The following is an 18,409-nucleotide window of genomic DNA, read 5'->3' as shown; positions in this document are numbered from 1 at the left end:
CGTTCACCTCATCTCCGGTTTCATCAAACTTTTTCTGCTGATGGTGCGGCCCGACACCATGAACTCGCCGTCGCCCCGGTAGTGCAGGGTTTCGGGCAGCTTGGGCGAGCTTGCCACATGGGCTTTCACGCATTCGAAGATGAAAAACCCGCCCTTCGGGTTGCCCGCCACCTGCGCGAGCTTGCATTCGAAGTTGGCGTAGCATTCGGCGATCAACGGCGCTTTCTCTTTGTCGGCCGCTTGCGCCGTCAGGCCGAAGGTGGCGAATTTGTCGGTGTCTTCGCCGCTACAGTTGCCGATGGCGACGACCTGGTCGACCATGTCGGCCGTCGGCAGGTTGATCACGCACTCCATGCTGCGCTTGATCATTTCGTAGCTGTGGTTGGCGTCGGAAATAAAGCAGCCCAGCAGCGAGGGCGTGAACCCCATCATCATGTGCCAGCCCATGGTCATGATATCGCTCTCGCCCTTCCAGGTGGAGCTGACCAGCACCACCGGCCCCGGTTCGAGAAAGCGGCGGATATTGTCGACGGGGTAATCTTCCTTTTGGTAATTTTTCATGGCGGCTCCTGGGCTGATCAAGCTCCAGCATAGCCCAAGCCTGTCGCGTCGGGCGCGCCGGTGACGCGGTCCGCTTGACGTTCATCGCAAATTTTCCCATTTGCTCAAATTGCAACTTAGAATAGACGACTCCACCTTACAAGGAAATCGCCATGCGCCACTTGCTCCTGTTCGCCGCCCTTTCTTTCACACCGCTGGTCCACGCCGACGAGCAGACCCGACCGGTGACCGCCTTCAACGCCATCGATATCCGCGGCCCGATCAGCATCGAGGTGGAGTCGGGCAAGGAGCACAGCCTCACACTGCGCGGCGACCAGAAATTTTTGAGCGGCGTGGTCACGGAAGTGGTCAATGGCGAACTGAAGATTTCCATGAAGGACAAGAACATCAAGAAGACCGAGGGCGACCCGCGCGTGATCGTCACCATGCCGCAGTTGCGCAAGCTGATCGCCGAAGGCGCCGGTGAAAAGATACTGACCAGGCTGCACGGCCCGCGCGTCGATATCAGCTATCAGGGCGCGGGGCGCCTGCTGGCCGACGGCAAGATCGACTGGCTGCGCCTGAAAGCCCAGGGCGTGGGCGAAGTCGATACGCGCGCCTTGCTGGCGCAAAACGTCGATGTCAATTTCGACGGCATCGGCTCGGTGAAAGTGTATTCGTCGGGGGAACTGAATGCCGTGGTACGCGGCATGGGCGAACTGGTGTATTACGGCAAGCCGAAGATCGTGCACAAATCGGTGGCCGGCATCGGCAGCGTCAGCGCCGCCAAGTAAACAGGAGAATGAAATGGACGTCTCCCTCCTACACGAGCCGCAGCGATGAATCGAACTGAAAGCGAATTACGCGAATCGGCGGGCAACGTCCGGACGCTCTGGAGGAGCGCCGGGCATGCGCAGGGGTACGCCCTTCGGGCTACCTCGCCTTCGCTCGGCTCAAATCGCCCCTGCCGACGGATCACGAGGTGGTTGGCTTGTTTTACGTGGGGAGAATTGGCGGCCTGTGACTGGCGGCGAGATAGATGGCAGATGACGCGTGGCAAGGAGTGGGTTCTCGCTTGCCAACGGCATCAAATGTGCCAGAGTGGAAGTGCAAATAAACCACTTGAGGGAAGGAGAACCCACCATGAATTTTACCGCTTATGGCGTCGACACTGCCAAGAACGTGTTCCAGGTGTATTCGGTCAACCGAGAAACCGGAGAGGTTCTGAACAAGCAGATCAAACGGGCTAAGTTCCTGGAGTATTTCGTCAACAAGCCTGCGTGCCTGATCGGGATGGAAGCGTGCGGAGGGTCGCATCACTGGGCGCGCGCCTTGCAGGCATTGGGACACGAAGTGAGGATGATGGCGGGCAAGGCGGTCAAGGCTTTTGTCAATGGCAACAAGAACGATGCCGCCGATGCGCGCGCGATCTGGCTTGCGCTACAACAGCCGGGCGTGCGGGCTGTGGCGGTGAAGAGCGAGATGCAGCAGGCGGTGCTGTCCCTGCACCGGATGCGGCAGCAGTTGGTGAAGTTTCGCACGATGCAGAGCAACGGCTTGCGCGGTTTGCTTGGCGAGTACGGCGAAGTGATGCCGATTGGCAGGACCGCGCTGAACCGTGGCATGAAGGACGCGCTGGCGCGACTGGCTGAGCGTTTGCCTGCCCTGTTAATCGATACCCTGCGCGAACAGTGGGACATGTTGGCCCGGCTGGACCAACAGATCCTGCAGATTGAGCAGCGGCTGCTGGCATGGATGCGGCAAGACCGGGCCAGTAAGGCGATCGCCGAGATTCCAGGTGTCGGCTTGCTGACGGCGACGGCGGCGGTGGCAGCCATGGGCAACGCGAACGCGTTCAAGTCCGGGCGCGAGTTCGCCGCTTGGCTTGGTCTGGTGCCGGCGCAGACCGGAACAGGCGGCAAGGTCCGGCTGCTCGGGATCAGCAAGCGCGGCGACACTTACCTGCGCACGCTGCTTACTCATGGTGCCAGGTCAGTGCTGATGCATACCAAGGAGCCAGGCAAATGGTTGCAGGACATCGGCAAGCGCCGCCCGCCGAACGTGGTCGTGGTGGCGTTGGCGAACAAAATAGCAAGGACGATCTGGGCGCTGCTGGCGCACGATCAGAAGTACGACAAAGAACACGTCAGTCTCCGACCAGCGTAACAGCCCGGAACGAACGTAAATATCAATCAACATAAGGATGGAATGTCAAAAGGTTGCGCAAGGTATTAACGTGTGATGACAAACAGGTCAGACCGGGACTTACTAAACCTGAATGGCGAGTCGGGCACAAAGCCCGCCAGGAGAATGAGGTGTAGGTCAGCGGATTTCATCGGGGCCGGCAGGGGAGAGACCGTTGCCGCAAGGCCGGATATAGAACTGCAGCCTATCCTGTCTGGAACACACAAAAAACACCTTGGCAAACGGGAGACGTCCATATAGACGCCATGAACATCACAACTGACACAGCGGCGCCACTGGTGCTGCGCGACAACGCCGGTGGCCTGGTCACCCTGCGCCTGAACCGTCCGCTGCAATTCAATGCCCTGTCCGAAGCCATGCTGGCGGCGCTGCAGGCCGAACTCGATCTCATCGCCGGCCAGCCCGAGGTGCGCTGCGTGGTGCTGGCGGCCGAAGGCAAGGCGTTTTGCGCCGGCCACGACTTGCGCGAAATGCAGGCCACGCGCAAGCTCGCCTATTACAAGACGCTGTTTGCGCAGTGTTCGCGCGTGATGCGGGCGATACAGGAATTGCCCGTGCCGGTGATTGCGCGCGTGCATGGCATCGCCACGGCGGCCGGCTGCCAGTTGGTGGCCAGTTGCGACCTGGCGGTGGCGGCTGCCTCGGCGCGCTTTGCCGTGTCCGGCATCAATGTGGGCCTGTTCTGCGCCACGCCATCGGTGGCGCTGTCGCGCAATGTGTCGCCCAAGCGCGCCTTCGGCATGCTGGTGACGGGCCGCTTTATCGATGCCAGCACGGCCGCTGACTGGGGCCTGATCAATACCGCCGTGCCCGACGAAGCGCTCGACGAGCAGGTGGCGCTGCTGGCGCAAAGCATCATGGACAAGAGCCCGGCCGCCGTGCGCCATGGCAAGGCGATGTTCTACCGCCAGCGCCAGATGGCGCTGGCCGACGCCTATGCCTATGCGGGCGACGTGATGGCGAACAACATGATGGAGGAAGACGCACAGGAAGGCGTTGCCGCCTTCCTGGAAAAACGCCCGCCGAACTGGCAAGCGCAAGCTTAGGAGCCTAGCGGTTTTCCTTCATCTGCTGCTGCGCCGAAACACTCAGCTTGTTCAGGTCGTCCTGGCCCAGCAGCGGCAGTTGCGACAGCAGATGCGCCAGGGTCGAGCTGCCCGCCATGTCCAGTTCCGACGACTGCACCAGCACCGTGCCGGCGCCCGTGAAATCGATCTGTTTTTCCTCGCCCGACAGGCTGAAACCGGTCAACGCACCGGCCGCCGAGGCCCAGCCCTGCACATGGGCGTAATCGTAGTGGTATGACGGGCTGGGGCAATCGGCCCAGCCCAGCACGGCCTGCTCGTCGACCCGGCACGGCAGTTCCAGAAAGTGCACGGGGCCGTTCGACGAGGCGATCACCTTGCCGGTGCCGATCATGGTCAGATAGCCGGGCAAGGTCGATTCCTGGCAGATCACGTCCTTGGTAAATCCCAGCAGGTTTTTCGCGCGGATGGTCATGTTGGCGTTGTCGAGATCATAGCAGGCCAGGTCGTTGCCGTTGTCGCCCAAAATCAGCTGGCCCTGCCCGTTCGCCACCACGAAATGATGGACATACTTGGGGGCGTTGAAGGCGGTGCGCACGATCAGGTCGAGCACGCTGCTGCCCATGGCCTCGAAGCGCAGCTCGCCATAAAAGGCAATCATCTTGCCCTTGCGAATGAAGATCTGTTCCTTGACGTCGATCACATACGAAAAACGGTTCAGGTTATCGTTTTTCGGCAAGGTGGAGGGATTGTAGATCGTCATGGCTTACCTTTCGCTCGCTTGGATATAGACCGTGCCCTGGCCCGTGAATTTCACCTGGTACGATTCGCCCGAGGCTTGTCCGACAAAGGTTTTCCAGTTCAGGTCGGTAACAATATTCGAACTCAGTTGCCCCGTATGGCCGATATACGCTTGCGGGTCGACAAACACCGGCACGTCCGGCGTGACGGGCAGGCCGATGGTGTTGCCATCCGACAAAATCGCCACTTCGCCGGTGCCCTGCAAGGTGGTGGTAAACAGGCCCTGGCCCGATACCGCGCCGCGCACCACGCCCTGGATGCCGCCCTGGTTGCCGAGGAACATGGTGCCGGCCGTCAGGCGCGCGTCAAAGGCCAGCAAAGTGTCGCTTTCCACATACAGGGTTTCGCCGCGCACCGGAATAATGGTGACGAACAGGCCGGCGTGCGCGTAGTACACGCTGCCGCTACCCCTGGCCGCCATCATGGCGTAGCCTTCATTGGTAACGGCGCGCATGGCCAGGCTTTGCACGCCCTGGCCCGCCAGGAAGGAGCGGCTGAACTGCACCTCGCCCTGGTAGGACACCATGGCGCCCTTGCGCGCGAACACTTCTTCGTTGCTGAGTTTGACCTCGAGCATTTTTTCATTGATCTGCTGATAAACCGGCATCGCGTGGCTCCTGGCTGCTTAACGTTCGGCGGGCTGGATATACACCACGCCCTGGCCGGTGAATTTGTGCTGGTAGGACTCGCCCGAGCTTTGTCCTATCATCGTGCGCCAGTTGACGTCGAACACGAATTCCTGGCGGATATCGCCCTTGAAGCCGACAAAGGCGTCCGGGTCCACCCGCAGCGGGGTCGAGGGCGTCACTTCCAGCATGATCAGGTTGCCTTGCGAGATGACGGCGATATTGCCGTTGCCTTCCACCGTGGTGGAAAACAGGCCCTGGCCCGAGCTGGCGCCGCGCAGGCCGGCAAAGCTGGTGCCGGTCTTCAGGCTGGTGTCGTAGGCCAGGAGGCTGCTGCTTTCGATGGTCAGCTTTTCGCCGGCCAGCGCCAGCACGGTGATCTCGAACGCATTGTGGGCAAAGAACACGGTGCCGTTGCCGGAGGCCTGCATCAGCTGCATGCCTTCGTTGGTCACCTTGCGCTTGAGCGCGCCAAAGATGCCTTCGCCGCCGAGCAGGGATTTTTCAAACTTGATGCTGCCCGTATAGGCGACCATGGCGCCGGCGATCGCCAGCACTTTTTCGTCCTGCAGCCGTACTTCGAGCAGGCGGTCGGTATTGTTGCGGAAACTGGTCACTCGCGATCCTCCTGAAATACCAGGCAACACAGCCATGGCTGAAGGACAAGATACCGGTGCTAGTGCTTGCGTGCAAGTGCTATTCCTATCGAACGCGGGGGCCGCCCCTGGCTCAGCGCTGCAGCGTGGGTCAGCGCTCTAATTCCAGATGCGATAGATCCAGTAACTTTCATCGTCACGGCTGGCGCGCGCCAGTTCGGTCGGGCTCAATCCCGTGATCTGCCGCGTTTCCCGGCATAAATGGGCCTGGTCGGCATAGCCGCCATGGGCGGCCAGATCGGACCAGGAAACTTTACCCTGCAGCATGGCGTCGCGCTCGTCGAGGAACAGCTGCTCGGCGCGGCGCATGCGGTGCAGGGTGCGCATGGGCTGGCCGGCCCAGGTCTTGATGCGGCGCTCGACATTGCGCGCGCCGCCGGCCAGGCCGCTGGACACGGCCTGCACACCCAGGCGCCGCACCCAGTCGCCGATGGCGCTGGCCGGTTGATCGTCCTGCTGACGCGCCACTTGCCAGCGTGGCGCGAGAAAATCCTCCACCAGTTGCACGCGCACTTCATCGCTGGGCGCGACCAGCACGGCCCGCGACAGCGCTTGCCATTCGCCATCGAACAAGTCCTCAAACGGACGGAACTGGTCCAGCAGCGGCGCCATCGCCATGCCAGTCAAGGCATGCAGCGCGGCCGGATAAAACATCACGACGAAGGAATGCACGGGGCCCGGGTTGTAGCTGACCAGCGGATACGAACGGGGGCCGCCAAACAGGGCCGCCGGCATGCGCACGTCGCCCCAAGCCAGCCCCGGCGCGGCCGCTTCGAGCTCGCCCGCCACCGTCCAGATGATGCTGCACATGGGCGCGGCCGGAAAGCGGTTCAGGCGCTGCGCCGGCGGCAAAGTCGGGCAGCCGGTCGTGTCGCGCACCAGAAAGGCGCGCACGCAGGAAGCGAGCGCCAGGCGCGGCGCGATCAAGCGCGTGACAGGAAGGGAAGCGGTAGCCATGACAGCGATTGTACCGAGATTCATGCGCCACGGGCGATGTCGTATACGTTCAAGACAGGCGCCATCATGCGCGCTACAGTCATGCCATTATTCGCCGTCCAACGGAGTTTGCCATGCCGCCACTCGACCTTGCCGCCGCGCCCGAAGCGCCCGCCATCCCGCGCACCCTGCGCCAGATCCGCCACTTGCCGGGTCCATTCGCCCTGCCCGTGCTGGGCAACAGTTTGCAGTTAAAACTGCCGCGCATCCACCGCGACGTGGAAGGCTGGGTACGCCGTTATGGCCCCTTCATGCGCGCCTGGTTTGGCCGCACCCTGGTGCTGGTGGTGGCCGATAGTGTCGCGGTCGCCGCCATTTTGCGCGACCGCCCCGACGGCTTTCGCCGCCCGCTGTCGAGCTATCTCGTGTCCGAGGAAATGGGCGGCATTCCGGGCCTGTTCCTGGCCGAAGGCAACGCGTGGCGCAACCAGCGCCGCATGGTGATGGCCGGCATGGCCCCGGGCGCCATCAAGGCCTATTTTCCGTCGCTGGTGACGGTGGCGCAGCGCTTGCAGCGGCGCTGGCAGGCAGCGGCGCAACAAGGCCAGCCGATCAGCCTCGACGGCGACCTGAAACGCTACACGGTCGACATTATCGCGGGGCTGGCCTTTGGCACCGAGGTCAATACCCTGGAAGCGGGCGAGGATGTAATCCAGCGCCATATGGATGCGATTTTGCCGGCCGTGGCGCGGCGCAGCCTGTCGATGTTGCCCTACTGGCGCTACTTCAAGTTACCCGCAGACAAGCGCCTGGAGCGCGACGTGGCGGCGCTGGACCGGGCCGTGAGCGACCTGGTCCAGCAGGCGCGGGTGCGCATGGAGCAGGACCCGGCGCGGCGCCTGCGCCCGCCCAATCTGCTCGAAGCCATGATCGCCGCCGCCGACGAGAAAGACAGCGGTGTCGACGACCGCGCCGTGGCCGGCAATGTGCTGACCATGCTGCTGGCCGGCGAAGACACCACGGCCAACACGATTTCGTGGATGATTTATTTGCTGCAGCGACATCCCCACGCCCTGGCCCGGGCGCGCGAGGAAGTGCGCCGGGTGGCGCCCGACATGGCCGGCTTTACCATCGAGCAGATGAACAGCCTCGATTACCTGGGCGCCTGCGCCAGCGAAGCGATGCGCCTGAAGCCGGTGGCGCCGTTTTTGCCGCTCGAAGCGCTGCGCGACACGGTGGTGGGCGACGTGGCCGTGCCGGCCGGCAGCATCGTATGGTGCGTGCTGCGCCACGATACCGTGTCCGACGCACACTTTCCCGATGCGCAAGCCTTCAAGCCCGAGCGCTGGCTGAAGCAAGGACAGGAGGGCCAGGTCAACAACAGCCGCGCCGCCATGCCCTTCGGCTCCGGCCTGCGCACCTGCCCGGGCCGCTATCTGGCGCTGCTGGAAATCAAGATCGCCATGGCCATGCTGCTGGGCAGTTTCGAGATCGCCGGCGTCGATACGCCCGATGGTGGCGAGGCGCAGGAGCTGATGGGCTTTGTGATGTCGCCGGTGGGCCTGTCGCTGCGGCTGGCGCCGCCCAGGTGATACCATCGGCTTTTACTTCAACGTAACGCCATCATGAACGACAGCCTGCTCGATATCCGTGACCGCCTGGCCGCCTTTGCCCAGGAGCGCGACTGGGACCAGTTCCATACGCCGAAAAACCTGGCCATGGCGCTGTCGGTGGAAGTGGCCGAACTGGTCGAGCACTATCAATGGCTGCCGACCGGTGCGGATGCGGAACTCGATGACGCCAGACGCGCCGGCATTCGCCATGAACTGGCCGACGTGCTGATGTACCTGGTGCGCCTGGCCGACAAGAGCGGGGTCGACCTGCATGCGGCCGTGCTGGAAAAGATGGCGCTGAACGCCGTGAAATATCCGGCAGGGCAGGTACGCGGCGACGCGCGCAAATATTCCGAATACTGATAGCCCCCCATCTGTGCGTGGCCGATGCGCGAATCGGCGTAGCATGGTGTCATGCGCATTCCCACTTCCCTCTTTGCTTCTCTACTCCTGATGGCCGTGCTGCCCTGCGTGCCTGCCCTGGCGCAAACGGCGCCGGTACCTGCGGCCGTACCGCAAGTCAAGGTGGACGCCACGCGCGACCCGGTCGACAAGTCCTACCGCAAGATGATGCGGGGCGTGGAGCGTTTCGAGCGCGACCATGCGCTGGCGCCGCAGGCCAGCCTGCGTTTTCGCCTGCTGCCGCGCCAGCCCGGCGTCGACATGCGGGACGTGAAATTGCGCATTGCCGGCGACACCGTCAGCGTGCCGCTGCCCTTGCTTGAGGATAACAGCTTCGCCCCCGTGCGCAACGAACAGGCGCTGCGCGAAGACGCGGTGCTGATCGCCAACCGCAAGGCCAGTACCATGAGCTGGCGCGCCCAGGTCATCACGCCGGGCTTGCCGCCCGACACGCGACGCCTGGGCGACCTGCGCCTGGAATGCCGCGCCGGCATGGATTCGGGCCTGATCTCGAACGATCCCGCCATCATTTCATGGCTGTCCAGCGTGCTCTACAGCACCGACAAGGTCTGCTCCGAGCCGGACGGCAACTATCTGTTCTTTAGCGACCGGCCTTTGCTGGGCGTCACGCTCGTGCACGGCGAGCGCCGCCTGGCCCTGCCCTTCAGGATGCTGTATGCGGGCGGTGAACAAACCCCGGCATCGCTGCCGTATTGCGACTGCCAGGTCTTGCTCGACCGCACCTACTACGCGCCGCTGTGGGACAAAAGCTGGCCCGACGATACCTTGCTGGAATTCGACTACATGGATGAGGTGGCGCCATGAAGTGGCTGATGTTTCCCCTGCTGCTGTCGCTGGCCGCCTGCTCCGGCACGCGCGCCCTGCAGGCCAGCAAATCGGTGCCGCAAGCCACCCTGGAACAAAACGTGCAGGTGGGCAGCAGCACGCGCGAACAGGTGCGCGCCGCCCTGGGCGAGAGCACCTCGATCCGTTTTGACAGCGGCAATGAGGTGTGGATGTACACCTACCCGGATGGCTCGCCGGGAGGCGGCGAGTACATCATCCTGTTCGGCCAGGACGGCGTGGTGAAAAAAGTCCGCCGCAGCGAGGTGTACCTGCTGAAGAAATAGCCCGGGCTGTTGCTCAGCGCGATGTGACCAGCGCCCGCACCGCACCGCCACTGGCCCTGCGCCGTGGCTCATGCTTGAGCTTGAACACGAACATCGACTTGGCCACGCTATCGGTGCGCTGCGCCAGGTTGGTCGCCGCTGCCGCCGCCTGCTCGACCAGTGCCGCATTTTGCTGGGTGATGCCGTCCATATGGATCACGGCCTGGTTGACCTGGCCGATGCCCTGGTTCTGCTCGCGCGTGGTCGACGAGATTTCGTCCATGACTTCCGTCACGCGCGCCACCGAGGCGATCACTTCCTGCATGGTGGCGCCCGCGTTGCTGGTCAGTACGGTGCCGGCGCTGACGGTGGCGATCGAATGGTCAATCAGGTGTTTGACTTCCTTGGCGGCGGTGGCCGAGCGCTGGGCCAGGCTGCGCACCTCGCCGGCAACGACGGCAAAGCCACGGCCGTGCTCGCCGGCGCGCGCCGCTTCGACGGCGGCGTTCAGGGCCAGTATATTGGTCTGGAAGGCGATGCCGTCGATCAGGCCGATAATATCGAGAATCTTGCGCGACGAACCGCTGATTTCATCCATGGTGCTGACCACTTCCGTGACGATCGCGCCGCCTTTCGCGGCCACTTTTGATGCCTGCACCGCCAGCTCATTGGCCGTGGCCACGTGATCGGCGCTATTCTGCACGGTCGAAGTCAGTTCTTCCATGCTGGCCGCCGTCTGTTCCAGACTGGACGCCTGCGATTCGGTACGGCTGGACAAGTCCATATTGCCAGTCGCGATCTCGGCCGTGGTAACGCGGATATCCTCGAAATTGGCGCGCACGTCGCCGATAATGCTGTGCAGATTGATATTGGTCTGGCGCAGGGCCGCCATCAGCTGGCCCATATCATCGTCGCGCACCTTGTCGATCACGCCCGTCAGGTCGCCGCCGGCCATCTTGCGCGCCGCCATCACCGCCTCGCTCAGGGGCTGCACCACAGCGTTGTTCAGATAGGCCCAGAACACCAGCATGATCACCGAGGCCATGGCGGCCAGCGCGATCAGCCAGCCGCGCGTGGCGGCGTGGGTGTCGCTGTCGATATTCCACACGGCGCCGCCCAGAATGGCCATCGAGGCGCAGAAAAAGATGGCGTTCACGGCCATGCCCTGCGACAGGCTGGGCTGGCTCAAGGCTTTCAGCATGGCGCCCAGGCCCTGGCCCACCACGCGGCCCTTGCGAATCGCCAGCTTGGCCTGGTTGCCGTCCTTGAAGCCCTGGTACGCCGCCGCCGCCTCGGCCACCTGCTCGCGCGTGGGCTTGGTGCGCACCGACATATAGCCGACCGGACGGCCGTTTTCGATCACCGGCGTGATATTGGCCAGCACCCAGTAATAGTCGCCGTTCTTGCAGCGGTTCTTGACCATGCCGGTCCACGGCATGCCGCTCTGGATGGTGCGCCACAGGTCGGCAAACGCTTCGGCCGGCATGTCGGGGTGGCGCAGGATGTTCTGCGGCGCACCCAGCAATTCCGATTCGGAAAATCCGCTGACTTCAATAAAATATTGATTGGCATAATTAATGTTTCCCTGTAAATCCGTGGTGGAAACAATTGTCATGCCTTCATTAAGAATATATTCCTGCTGCGTGACCGGCATATTCAAGCGCATTCTCGTCCCCTGTTTTTTTAAATAGCATGGCTAAATTATAAAAACAATATACCACATCAAGGCTGGCGGCCCCACGAGAGAGCCAGAATTGATACACGAAAAGGAATAACATAAATACACGTGATATTGCAATTTGTATTTTCTTTTTTTTAATTAAATTGATCTTATTAACATGTGGAATATTAATAAATCACGCGCCTGACATCGCCTGTATGCCATCAATATTCCAATGCAGCGTCAAATACGCGGCGATGCCTGCCAAATGAACGCAGGTGTAACCAAGCGGCGCACTGTCAGTCAAACCGCAAGCAGGACCACTTATTGCCCGCACAGCAAGGGAAGACGGCTCGGGAAGAGGAATTGATGTTGCCTAAAGGCGACAAAAAAGGCGCCCGAAGGCGCCTCTGGTCACTGCTGCGAACGCTGCAGGATTACTTGTAGGTCTTGCGCGGCGCTTTCGGGCGTGGCGGCGCGGGCTTGCGCTCCGAGGTGCCGTCATCGAGGGTGATGCGCAATTGCTGACCAGCCACCCAGACCGATTTCAGGTGGTCGAGGATTTCCGGCGGCATGCCTTCCGGCAGGTCCAGCACGCTGTGCTTGTCAAAGATATCGATGCGGCCGATATGCTTGGCTTCCAGGTTCGCTTCGTTGGCGATGGCGCCGACGATATTGCTCGGCGTGACCAGATGATCGCGGCCCACTTCGATGCGGTAAGCCGTCACGCCTGGTCGTGGGCGCTCTTTCTTCGGTGCACGAACCGGAACGTCGGCGGCTGGCGCTTCGGCAGCGGCTTCCTTGAACGATGGCGCGGCCTTGGCGGCAAATGGCTTGCGCGGTGCAGCCGCTGGCGCCAGGTCAGGCGCGTCGCCGTCGCGGCTGATGCGCAGTTGCTGGCCGGCGACCCACACGGTTTTCAGCTGCTCCAGCAATTCCTTCGGCATGCTGTCCGGCAGGTCCAGCACGCTGTAGTCGTCGTAGATCTCGATGCGGCCGATATTCTTCGAATCGATGCCCGCTTCGTTGGCGATGGCGCCGACGATATTGCCCGGTTTGACGCCATGCTGATGGCCTACTTCGATACGGAAGGTTTGCATGCCGGCGTCGGCAGGCCGTTGAACGCGTTCCTTTTTCGGGAAGGCCGGGCGTTCGCCGCGCTCGCCACGTTCGAAGCGCTCGCCGCGTTCAGGACGCTCGCCACGCTCGGGGCGGTCAAAGCGCTCCTGGCGTGCCGGACGGTCATCCTGCCAGGTCGCTTGTTCGCGCTGCTTGTTCTTGTCCAGCAGCAGCGGCGTATTGCCACGCGCCATCTTCGCCAGGGCGGCGGCGATTTCGATGGCCGGGATATTCTGTTCGCGCTCGAAGTCCTCGATCAGCGACTGGAATTGTTCCAGTTCGCCCAGCGCCAGCGTTTCCGTGATCTGTTCCTTGAACTTGGCGATCCGCACGTCGTTGACGGCCTGGATGGTCGGCAGTTCCAGCATGCCGATCGGCTGGCGGGTCGAGCGTTCAATGGCTTTGAGCAAATTCTTTTCGCGCGGGGTGATGAACAGAATCGCTTCGCCGCTGCGGCCGGCGCGGCCGGTGCGGCCGATACGGTGGGTATAGCTTTCCGGATCGTGCGGCACGTCGTAGTTGACCACGTGGCTGATACGCTCGACGTCCAGGCCGCGCGCGGCCACATCGGTGGCGACCAGGATGTCGATCTTGCCGTCTTTCAGTTGCTGGATGGTGCGTTCGCGCTGCGCCTGCTGGATATCGCCATTGATGGCGGCAGCCGAGAAGCCGCGTGCCTGCAGCTTGCCGGCCAGCTCTTCCGTGCCCAGCTTGGTGCGGGCAAAGATGATCATGCCGTCAAACGCTTCCGCTTCCAGGATGCGGGTCAGCGCGTCGAGCTTGTGCATGCCCGACACCAGCCAATAGCGCTGGCGAATATTGTCGGCCGTGCCGGTTTTGGCGGCCACCGTCACTTCGGCCGGGTTGACCAGGTAGGTGGTGGCGATGCGCTTGATGACCGACGGCATGGTGGCCGAGAACAGCGCCGTTTGATGGCCGTCCGGCGTTTCTTTCAAGATGCGTTCGACGTCGTCGATAAAGCCCATGCGCAGCATTTCATCGGCTTCGTCGAGCACCAGGGTTTTCAGCTTGGACAGGTCGAGCGAACCCTTGTCCAGGTGATCGATGACGCGGCCCGGCGTGCCGACAATGACGTGCACGCCGCGGCGCAGCGCCGACAATTGCGGGCCATAGCTTTGGCCGCCGTAGATCGGCAGCACGTGGAAACCCGGAATATGGGCAGCGTACACCTGGAACGCTTCGGCGACCTGGATCGCCAGTTCGCGTGTCGGCGCCAGGACCAGGGCTTGGGGTGAGCTTTGTTTCAGATCGATGCGCGACAGAATAGGCAGGGCAAAGGCGGCGGTTTTACCGGTACCTGTTTGCGCCTGGCCCAGCACGTCGCGATTGGCGAGCAACAAGGGAATCGTGGCCGCCTGGATAGGCGACGGTGTTTCGTAACCGACATCCTTGAGCGCGCGTATCAGCGGCTCGCTCAGGTGAAGATCGGAAAATAAGGAAATTGGTGTATCAGACATGAAATCACTCACAAGTTCGCTCGAATCGCCCAATGCGAAAGAGTGTATCTGCTAGTTTACTCTTTACTGGCCCTGCCCGGGTGGAAGCGCGCGGCAGATCGCCAATTTTTGCCATCCCAAACGCAGAAAAATCGGCGATCCGCACGCAATTGGTGCAAAAACCAGGCAACCTTACCTGTTTTGCAATATATCCCGCGCCGCCTACAAATGTTCGGAAGCCAGTGTTGGCGCGTTGGCCGCATGGCGCAGGAACTCCAGCAAGTCTGCATTCAATTGATCCTTGTGGGTGGTCGCCAGGCCATGCGGCGCGCCCGGATACACCAGCAGCCGGCTGCCGATGATCAGTTCGGCCGTGCGCCGCGCCGAGGCGGCGATCGGCACGATCTGGTCGTCGTCGCCATGGATCACCAGCGTGGGAATATCGAACTTCGCCAGGTCTTGCGTAAAATCGGTTTGCGAAAACTGCTTGATGCACAGAAAAGCGGCCGGCATGCCGGCCTGCATGCCCAGCCGCCAGAACGCATCGCGCACGCCCTGCGAAGGCTTGGCTCCGGGCCGGTTATAGCCGTAGAAAGCTTCACTGAGGTCGCGGAAGAACTGGCTGCGGTCGGCCTGCACGCCGCTGCGGATAGCGTCAAACACCTCGAGCGGCAAACCCTGCGGGTTGTCCGGCGTTTGCAGCATCAGCGGCGGCACGGCGCCCACCAGCACCGCGCCCGACAGGCGAGCCGTGCCATGGCGGCCGATATAGCGCGCCACCTCGCCGCCGCCGGTGGAGTGTCCGACCAGGGTCGCGCCCTGCAGGTCGAGCGCCTCGATCAGTTCGGCCAGGTCGTCGGCATAGGTATCCATGTCATTGCCGTCGAAAGGCTGGCTGGAGCGGCCATGGCCGCGCCGGTCGTGGGCGATCACGCGGTAGCCGTTGGAGGCGAGGAAAAACATCTGGTCTTCCCAGGCATCGGATGACAGCGGCCAGCCGTGGCTGAACACCACCGGCGCGCCGCTGCCCCAGTCCTTGTAGTAAATCGTCGTGCCATCAAGAGTGCGCAGGGTGTTTCCCGCGACTGCCTGGTCGGTGCTGCTGCGTGCGTCGTTCATGCCGGCCTCCTGTACATGGCCTGCCGGTTGGCGGCCTTCGTTGTCATTGTGGCCCGATTCGGCGCCGGCACGCCGCGCTGTACGTTCAGGAAATATGATCCGTAGAGTAAGATTACTGCCAATGCATCATCGTTGCAGCTTGTCTCGTCTATTCTGGAGTCCTTATGCGTACCTGTTCCCCCCTTGCCCTCGCCGCCAGCCTCGCCCTTTTGGGCACGGCCGCCAGCGCCCAGCCCCTGCCTGTCGTTGCCGAAGCGCCACTGCGCGCCCACCTGTCCTTTCTGGCCGACGACCTGCTCGAAGGACGCGGCACGGGCCAGCGCGGCGGCGACCTGGCCGTGCGCTACCTGGAAACCCAGGCGGCGCTGGCCGGCTTGCAACCGCTGAAGGACGGCACGTATCGCCAGGGCCTGCAGATTGTCGGCAGCAAGGTCTTGCCGGGCAGCACGGTGACCTTCAGCGCCGGCGGCAAGACGCTGGCGCCCAGGTTTGGTGAAGGCATCGTGTTTGGCGCGTCGAACGGGCAAGAGAAAGTGGCGTTCGAGGCGCCCGTGGTGTTTGCCGGCTACGGCATCCGCGCGCTTGACGAACACTGGGATGATTTCAAGGGTGTCGATCTGAAAGGCAAGCTGGTGATCATGATGGTCAACGATCCGCAGCCCACCGCGCTTGAACCGAACCGCTTTGCCGGCAAGTCGCTGACCTGGTATGGCCGCTGGGTCTACAAATACGAGGAAGCGCTGCGCCAGGGCGCGGCCGGGGTGCTGCTGATCCATACGACGGCGTCGGCCTCGTATCCATGGTCGGTACCGGCCAACGGTTTCGGCCACGAGCGCTTCAACCTGGCCGGCGCCGGCAATGCGATGGAAGGCTGGCTGCAGGAAGATGCGGCGCGCGCCCTGTTCCAGCAAGCAGGGCAGGACCTGGACGCCCTGCGCGCCAGGGCCGAGACGCGCGAGTTCCAGCCGGTGGCCCTGGACGCCACCGTCAAGGTCAGCCTGAACAGCACCATCCGCACCATCTTGCAATTCAACGTGGCCGGCATCGTGCCCGGCACCGACCCGAAGCTGAAAGACGAGGCGGTGATTTATTCGGCGCACTGGGATCACCTGGGCAAGGATGACGAAGGCAACGACAACAGCGCCGCCGGCAGCGACCATATCTATAACGGCGCGATCGACAACGCCTCGGGCGCGGCGGCCTTGCTGGCGATGGCGCAAGTAGCCGTCAAGCAACCGGCACGCCGCACGCAGATCTTCCTGTGGCCGGCCGGTGAAGAAACCGGCATGCTGGGCGCCAACGCCTGGGTACGCGCACCGCTGTGGCCGCTGGCAAAGACCGCCGCCGACCTGAACCTCGACAGCATGAATTTTGTCGGCAAAACGCGCGATATCGGCGTTGCCGGCGCCGAGCGCAGCAGCCTGTACGCGAGCGCCGCCAGGGTGGCCAAACGCATGGGCCTGCGCCTGGCGCCCGCCATCCCCGACCTGTCCGGCGCCTTTTACCGCGCCGACCATTTCGCCTTTGCCAAGGCCGGCATTCCCGCCTTTAACGTGGGCTCGGCCGTGTTCTCGGGCGACGGCTCGTTCGCCTTCATCAAGGACCCGAAGGCATCAAGCGCGCGCCTGGTTGCGTTCAAGAAAGATTACCATCAGGTGACGGACGAATACAAGCCGTCCTGGGATCTGTCGGGCATGGTGCAGCAGGCGCAGTTCACCCTGAACCTGGGCTATGAAGTGGCGAACGACAAGACCATGCCGGTGTGGAACAAGAACGAGGCCTTCGGGAAAGTGCCACGCTGATCAGCACCCGGCCTGGCGGCGGCATGCGCTGCCTGAGCGGCGAGCGGTAGCTCAGATCGCCATGATGCGTTTCAGGTCGACAAACGCCGTCTCATACAGGTGCTGGAAGGCGCCGACCATCACGTCTTCCACGCCTTCGGCGGCATCGAACTGGCTCGACCATTCGGCCACGCACGATGACGCACCTGGTTCGCCCGTCACGCGCAGGGTGGAGCGGTAGTTTTTGACGGGAATCGGGCCCGAGACGATGGTGTAGCTGTAGCTCTTGTCCGCTTCACTGAAGCTTTGCAGGCGTTCGGCGATGATGGCGCCGTCCGTGGTTTTCAGGCGGCGCACGCGGCCGCCCTGCTCCGGCAAGCTGGTCTTGATCGAACTCGACCACTCCGCCAGCGACTGGAAGCCGCCGATAAAATCCCACACGCGTTCGGCGCTTGCCGCCAATGTCACAGAAACAGTTACTTGGGCCATCTTCAGTTCGGTTCCTCATCCAGGTTTGCCGGGCGTGGCGCCCGGCCGGCCGGAATGCCCGGCACAGCCGCTATTTTAGCGCCCATGCCGCTTTGCTGCCGGATGACTACAGATTTTCTGACAGAAAAATCAGCGTATTGCCATGCGCCTGCACCGACGAGCGCAGATCGTAGCTGTCGCGGTAATTGCAGTTGAAACCGTGTTCGGCTTGCGGATAGACATGGATTTCCACCTCTTCGCGGCCGTCGAAGCGTTCGGCGATGCTTTTCACGGCGTCGGCCGGGATATGGCTGTCGTTGGCGCCGAAATGCATCAGCAGCGGCACCTTGATTTCCTCGGCCAGGTCCAGCTTGTTCTGGATGCCGCCGCCGTAGTAGGCGATGGCGCCGTCGACCAGGCCGGCCGCTGCCGCCTGGTACGACAGGCGGCCGCCGAAGCAGTAGCCGATCGAAGCAATCTTGCCGTCCACTTCCGCGCGCGCGCGCAGGGCGGCGACGCTGGCGGTGATATCGGCCAGCACGTGCTCGTTGTCGGTGGCCTGCATCAGTTCGACGGCGCGCTGCCAGTCCGCCCCTTCATAGCCCAGTTCGATGTGCGCGCCTTCGCGCCAGAACAGATCGGGCACCAGCACCACATAGCCGTCAAGCGCATATTGCTCGGCCACCGTGCGGATATGTTCATTGACGCCAAAAATTTCCTGCAACAACACGATGCCGGGGCCCTTGCCGAGATGCGGCACGGCCAGGTAAGCCGGGAAGGTGGCGCCGTCGGCGCCGGTGATATCGATCCACTGCGTAGTGATGCTCATGAAGACTCCAGTTCTGTAAGGGGAAGGAAACAGCAAGGCATCTTACTGGTTTTTTCCGCTTTC

General features: G+C 62.6%; 18 protein-coding genes. 8 read left to right on the top strand and 10 right to left on the bottom strand.

Translation table 11 applies throughout. The annotated features are described in order from the left end of the window. Nucleotides 1-3: 3 nt before the first annotated feature. Nucleotides 4-561, bottom strand: coding sequence for a flavin reductase family protein (locus tag CD932_RS13625; protein ID WP_094443096.1), 558 nt, complete (start codon nt 559-561; stop codon nt 4-6). 152 nt (nt 562-713) lie between these two features. On the opposite strand from CD932_RS13625, the gene CD932_RS13620 reads away from it, so the two are divergent. The 3 genes from CD932_RS13620 to CD932_RS13610 all read left to right on the top strand — a co-directional run bounded on the left by CD932_RS13620 (nt 714) and on the right by CD932_RS13610 (nt 3,791). Beyond that, a complete protein-coding gene (locus tag CD932_RS13620; protein ID WP_094443095.1) occupies nt 714-1,334 on the top strand; it encodes a head GIN domain-containing protein in 621 nt (206 codons plus the stop codon). 349 nt (nt 1,335-1,683) lie between these two features. After that, nucleotides 1,684-2,706: an IS110 family transposase gene (locus CD932_RS13615; RefSeq protein ID WP_094442825.1), complete on the top strand. Its 1,023-nt coding sequence runs from the start codon at nt 1,684-1,686 to the stop codon at nt 2,704-2,706. Nucleotides 2,707-2,990: 284 nt separating this feature from the next. Next, the gene (locus tag CD932_RS13610) at nt 2,991-3,791 is read left to right on the top strand and encodes an enoyl-CoA hydratase (protein ID WP_094443094.1); all 801 of its coding nucleotides are present in this window, start codon (nt 2,991-2,993) and stop codon (nt 3,789-3,791) included. Between the two features lie 4 nt (nt 3,792-3,795). Here the strand turns inward: CD932_RS13610 and CD932_RS13605 are convergent, their stop codons facing one another. The 4 genes from CD932_RS13605 to CD932_RS13590 form a co-directional block, all read right to left on the bottom strand. Then, entirely contained in the window at nt 3,796-4,533 is a 738-nt protein-coding gene (locus CD932_RS13605; protein ID WP_094443093.1) for an AIM24 family protein, read from the bottom strand. 3 nt (nt 4,534-4,536) lie between these two features. After that, the gene (locus tag CD932_RS13600; RefSeq protein WP_094443092.1) at nt 4,537-5,178 is read right to left on the bottom strand and encodes an AIM24 family protein; all 642 of its coding nucleotides are present in this window, start codon (nt 5,176-5,178) and stop codon (nt 4,537-4,539) included. An 18-nt stretch (nt 5,179-5,196) separates the two neighbouring features. Next, complete coding sequence (locus CD932_RS13595) at nt 5,197-5,814, bottom strand: AIM24 family protein (RefSeq protein ID WP_217270619.1); 618 nt, start codon at nt 5,812-5,814, stop codon at nt 5,197-5,199. A 138-nt stretch (nt 5,815-5,952) separates the two neighbouring features. Then, nucleotides 5,953-6,810 (bottom strand): AraC family transcriptional regulator, encoded by an 858-nt coding sequence (locus tag CD932_RS13590; RefSeq protein ID WP_094443091.1) that lies wholly within the window; start codon nt 6,808-6,810, stop codon nt 5,953-5,955. A gap of 113 nt (nt 6,811-6,923) precedes the next feature. Between CD932_RS13590 and CD932_RS13585 the strand changes: the two genes are divergently transcribed. Genes CD932_RS13585 through bamE form a run of 4 tightly spaced genes read left to right on the top strand, consistent with a single transcriptional unit; the run spans nt 6,924 to nt 9,934 of the window. Beyond that, entirely contained in the window at nt 6,924-8,381 is a 1,458-nt protein-coding gene (locus tag CD932_RS13585; RefSeq protein ID WP_094443090.1) for a cytochrome P450, read from the top strand. Nucleotides 8,382-8,414: 33 nt separating this feature from the next. Further along, complete coding sequence (locus CD932_RS13580) at nt 8,415-8,765, top strand: nucleotide pyrophosphohydrolase (protein WP_094443089.1); 351 nt, start codon at nt 8,415-8,417, stop codon at nt 8,763-8,765. Between the two features lie 51 nt (nt 8,766-8,816). After that, a complete protein-coding gene (locus CD932_RS13575) occupies nt 8,817-9,629 on the top strand; it encodes a hypothetical protein (RefSeq protein ID WP_094443088.1) in 813 nt (270 codons plus the stop codon). Further along, on the top strand, nt 9,626-9,934 hold the full coding sequence (gene bamE / locus CD932_RS13570) for an outer membrane protein assembly factor BamE (protein ID WP_094443087.1): 309 nt from the start codon (nt 9,626-9,628) through the stop codon (nt 9,932-9,934). The genes CD932_RS13575 and bamE overlap by 4 nt, the downstream gene beginning before the upstream one ends. Nucleotides 9,935-9,947: 13 nt before the next feature. On the opposite strand, the gene CD932_RS13565 is transcribed toward bamE, so the two are convergent. The 3 genes from CD932_RS13565 to CD932_RS13555 form a co-directional block, all read right to left on the bottom strand. Beyond that, complete coding sequence (locus tag CD932_RS13565) at nt 9,948-11,579, bottom strand: PAS domain-containing methyl-accepting chemotaxis protein (RefSeq protein ID WP_176460949.1); 1,632 nt, start codon at nt 11,577-11,579, stop codon at nt 9,948-9,950. A gap of 431 nt (nt 11,580-12,010) precedes the next feature. Continuing rightward, nucleotides 12,011-14,170, bottom strand: a complete 2,160-nt coding sequence (locus tag CD932_RS13560) for a DEAD/DEAH box helicase (protein ID WP_094443636.1) — start codon at nt 14,168-14,170, stop codon at nt 12,011-12,013. Between the two features lie 201 nt (nt 14,171-14,371). Further along, complete coding sequence (locus tag CD932_RS13555; RefSeq protein WP_094443086.1) at nt 14,372-15,268, bottom strand: alpha/beta fold hydrolase; 897 nt, start codon at nt 15,266-15,268, stop codon at nt 14,372-14,374. Nucleotides 15,269-15,432: 164 nt separating this feature from the next. Between CD932_RS13555 and CD932_RS13550 the strand changes: the two genes are divergently transcribed. Next, the gene (locus tag CD932_RS13550) at nt 15,433-17,070 is read left to right on the top strand and encodes a M28 family peptidase (RefSeq protein WP_094443085.1); all 1,638 of its coding nucleotides are present in this window, start codon (nt 15,433-15,435) and stop codon (nt 17,068-17,070) included. Between the two features lie 51 nt (nt 17,071-17,121). Here CD932_RS13550 and CD932_RS13545 read toward each other — a convergent pair whose 3' ends face one another. Then, nucleotides 17,122-17,538, bottom strand: a complete 417-nt coding sequence (locus CD932_RS13545) for an SRPBCC family protein (protein WP_094443084.1) — start codon at nt 17,536-17,538, stop codon at nt 17,122-17,124. 106 nt (nt 17,539-17,644) lie between these two features. After that, nucleotides 17,645-18,346 (bottom strand): dienelactone hydrolase family protein, encoded by a 702-nt coding sequence (locus tag CD932_RS13540; RefSeq protein WP_094443083.1) that lies wholly within the window; start codon nt 18,344-18,346, stop codon nt 17,645-17,647. Nucleotides 18,347-18,409 lie beyond the last annotated feature (63 nt).

Source organism: Janthinobacterium sp. PC23-8, from assembly GCF_002250505.1.
In the GTDB taxonomy this organism is placed as follows: domain Bacteria; phylum Pseudomonadota; class Gammaproteobacteria; order Burkholderiales; family Burkholderiaceae_D; genus Janthinobacterium.
Note: the sequence above shows the minus strand (reverse complement) of the source record. Positions and strands in the feature narration are given on the sequence as shown.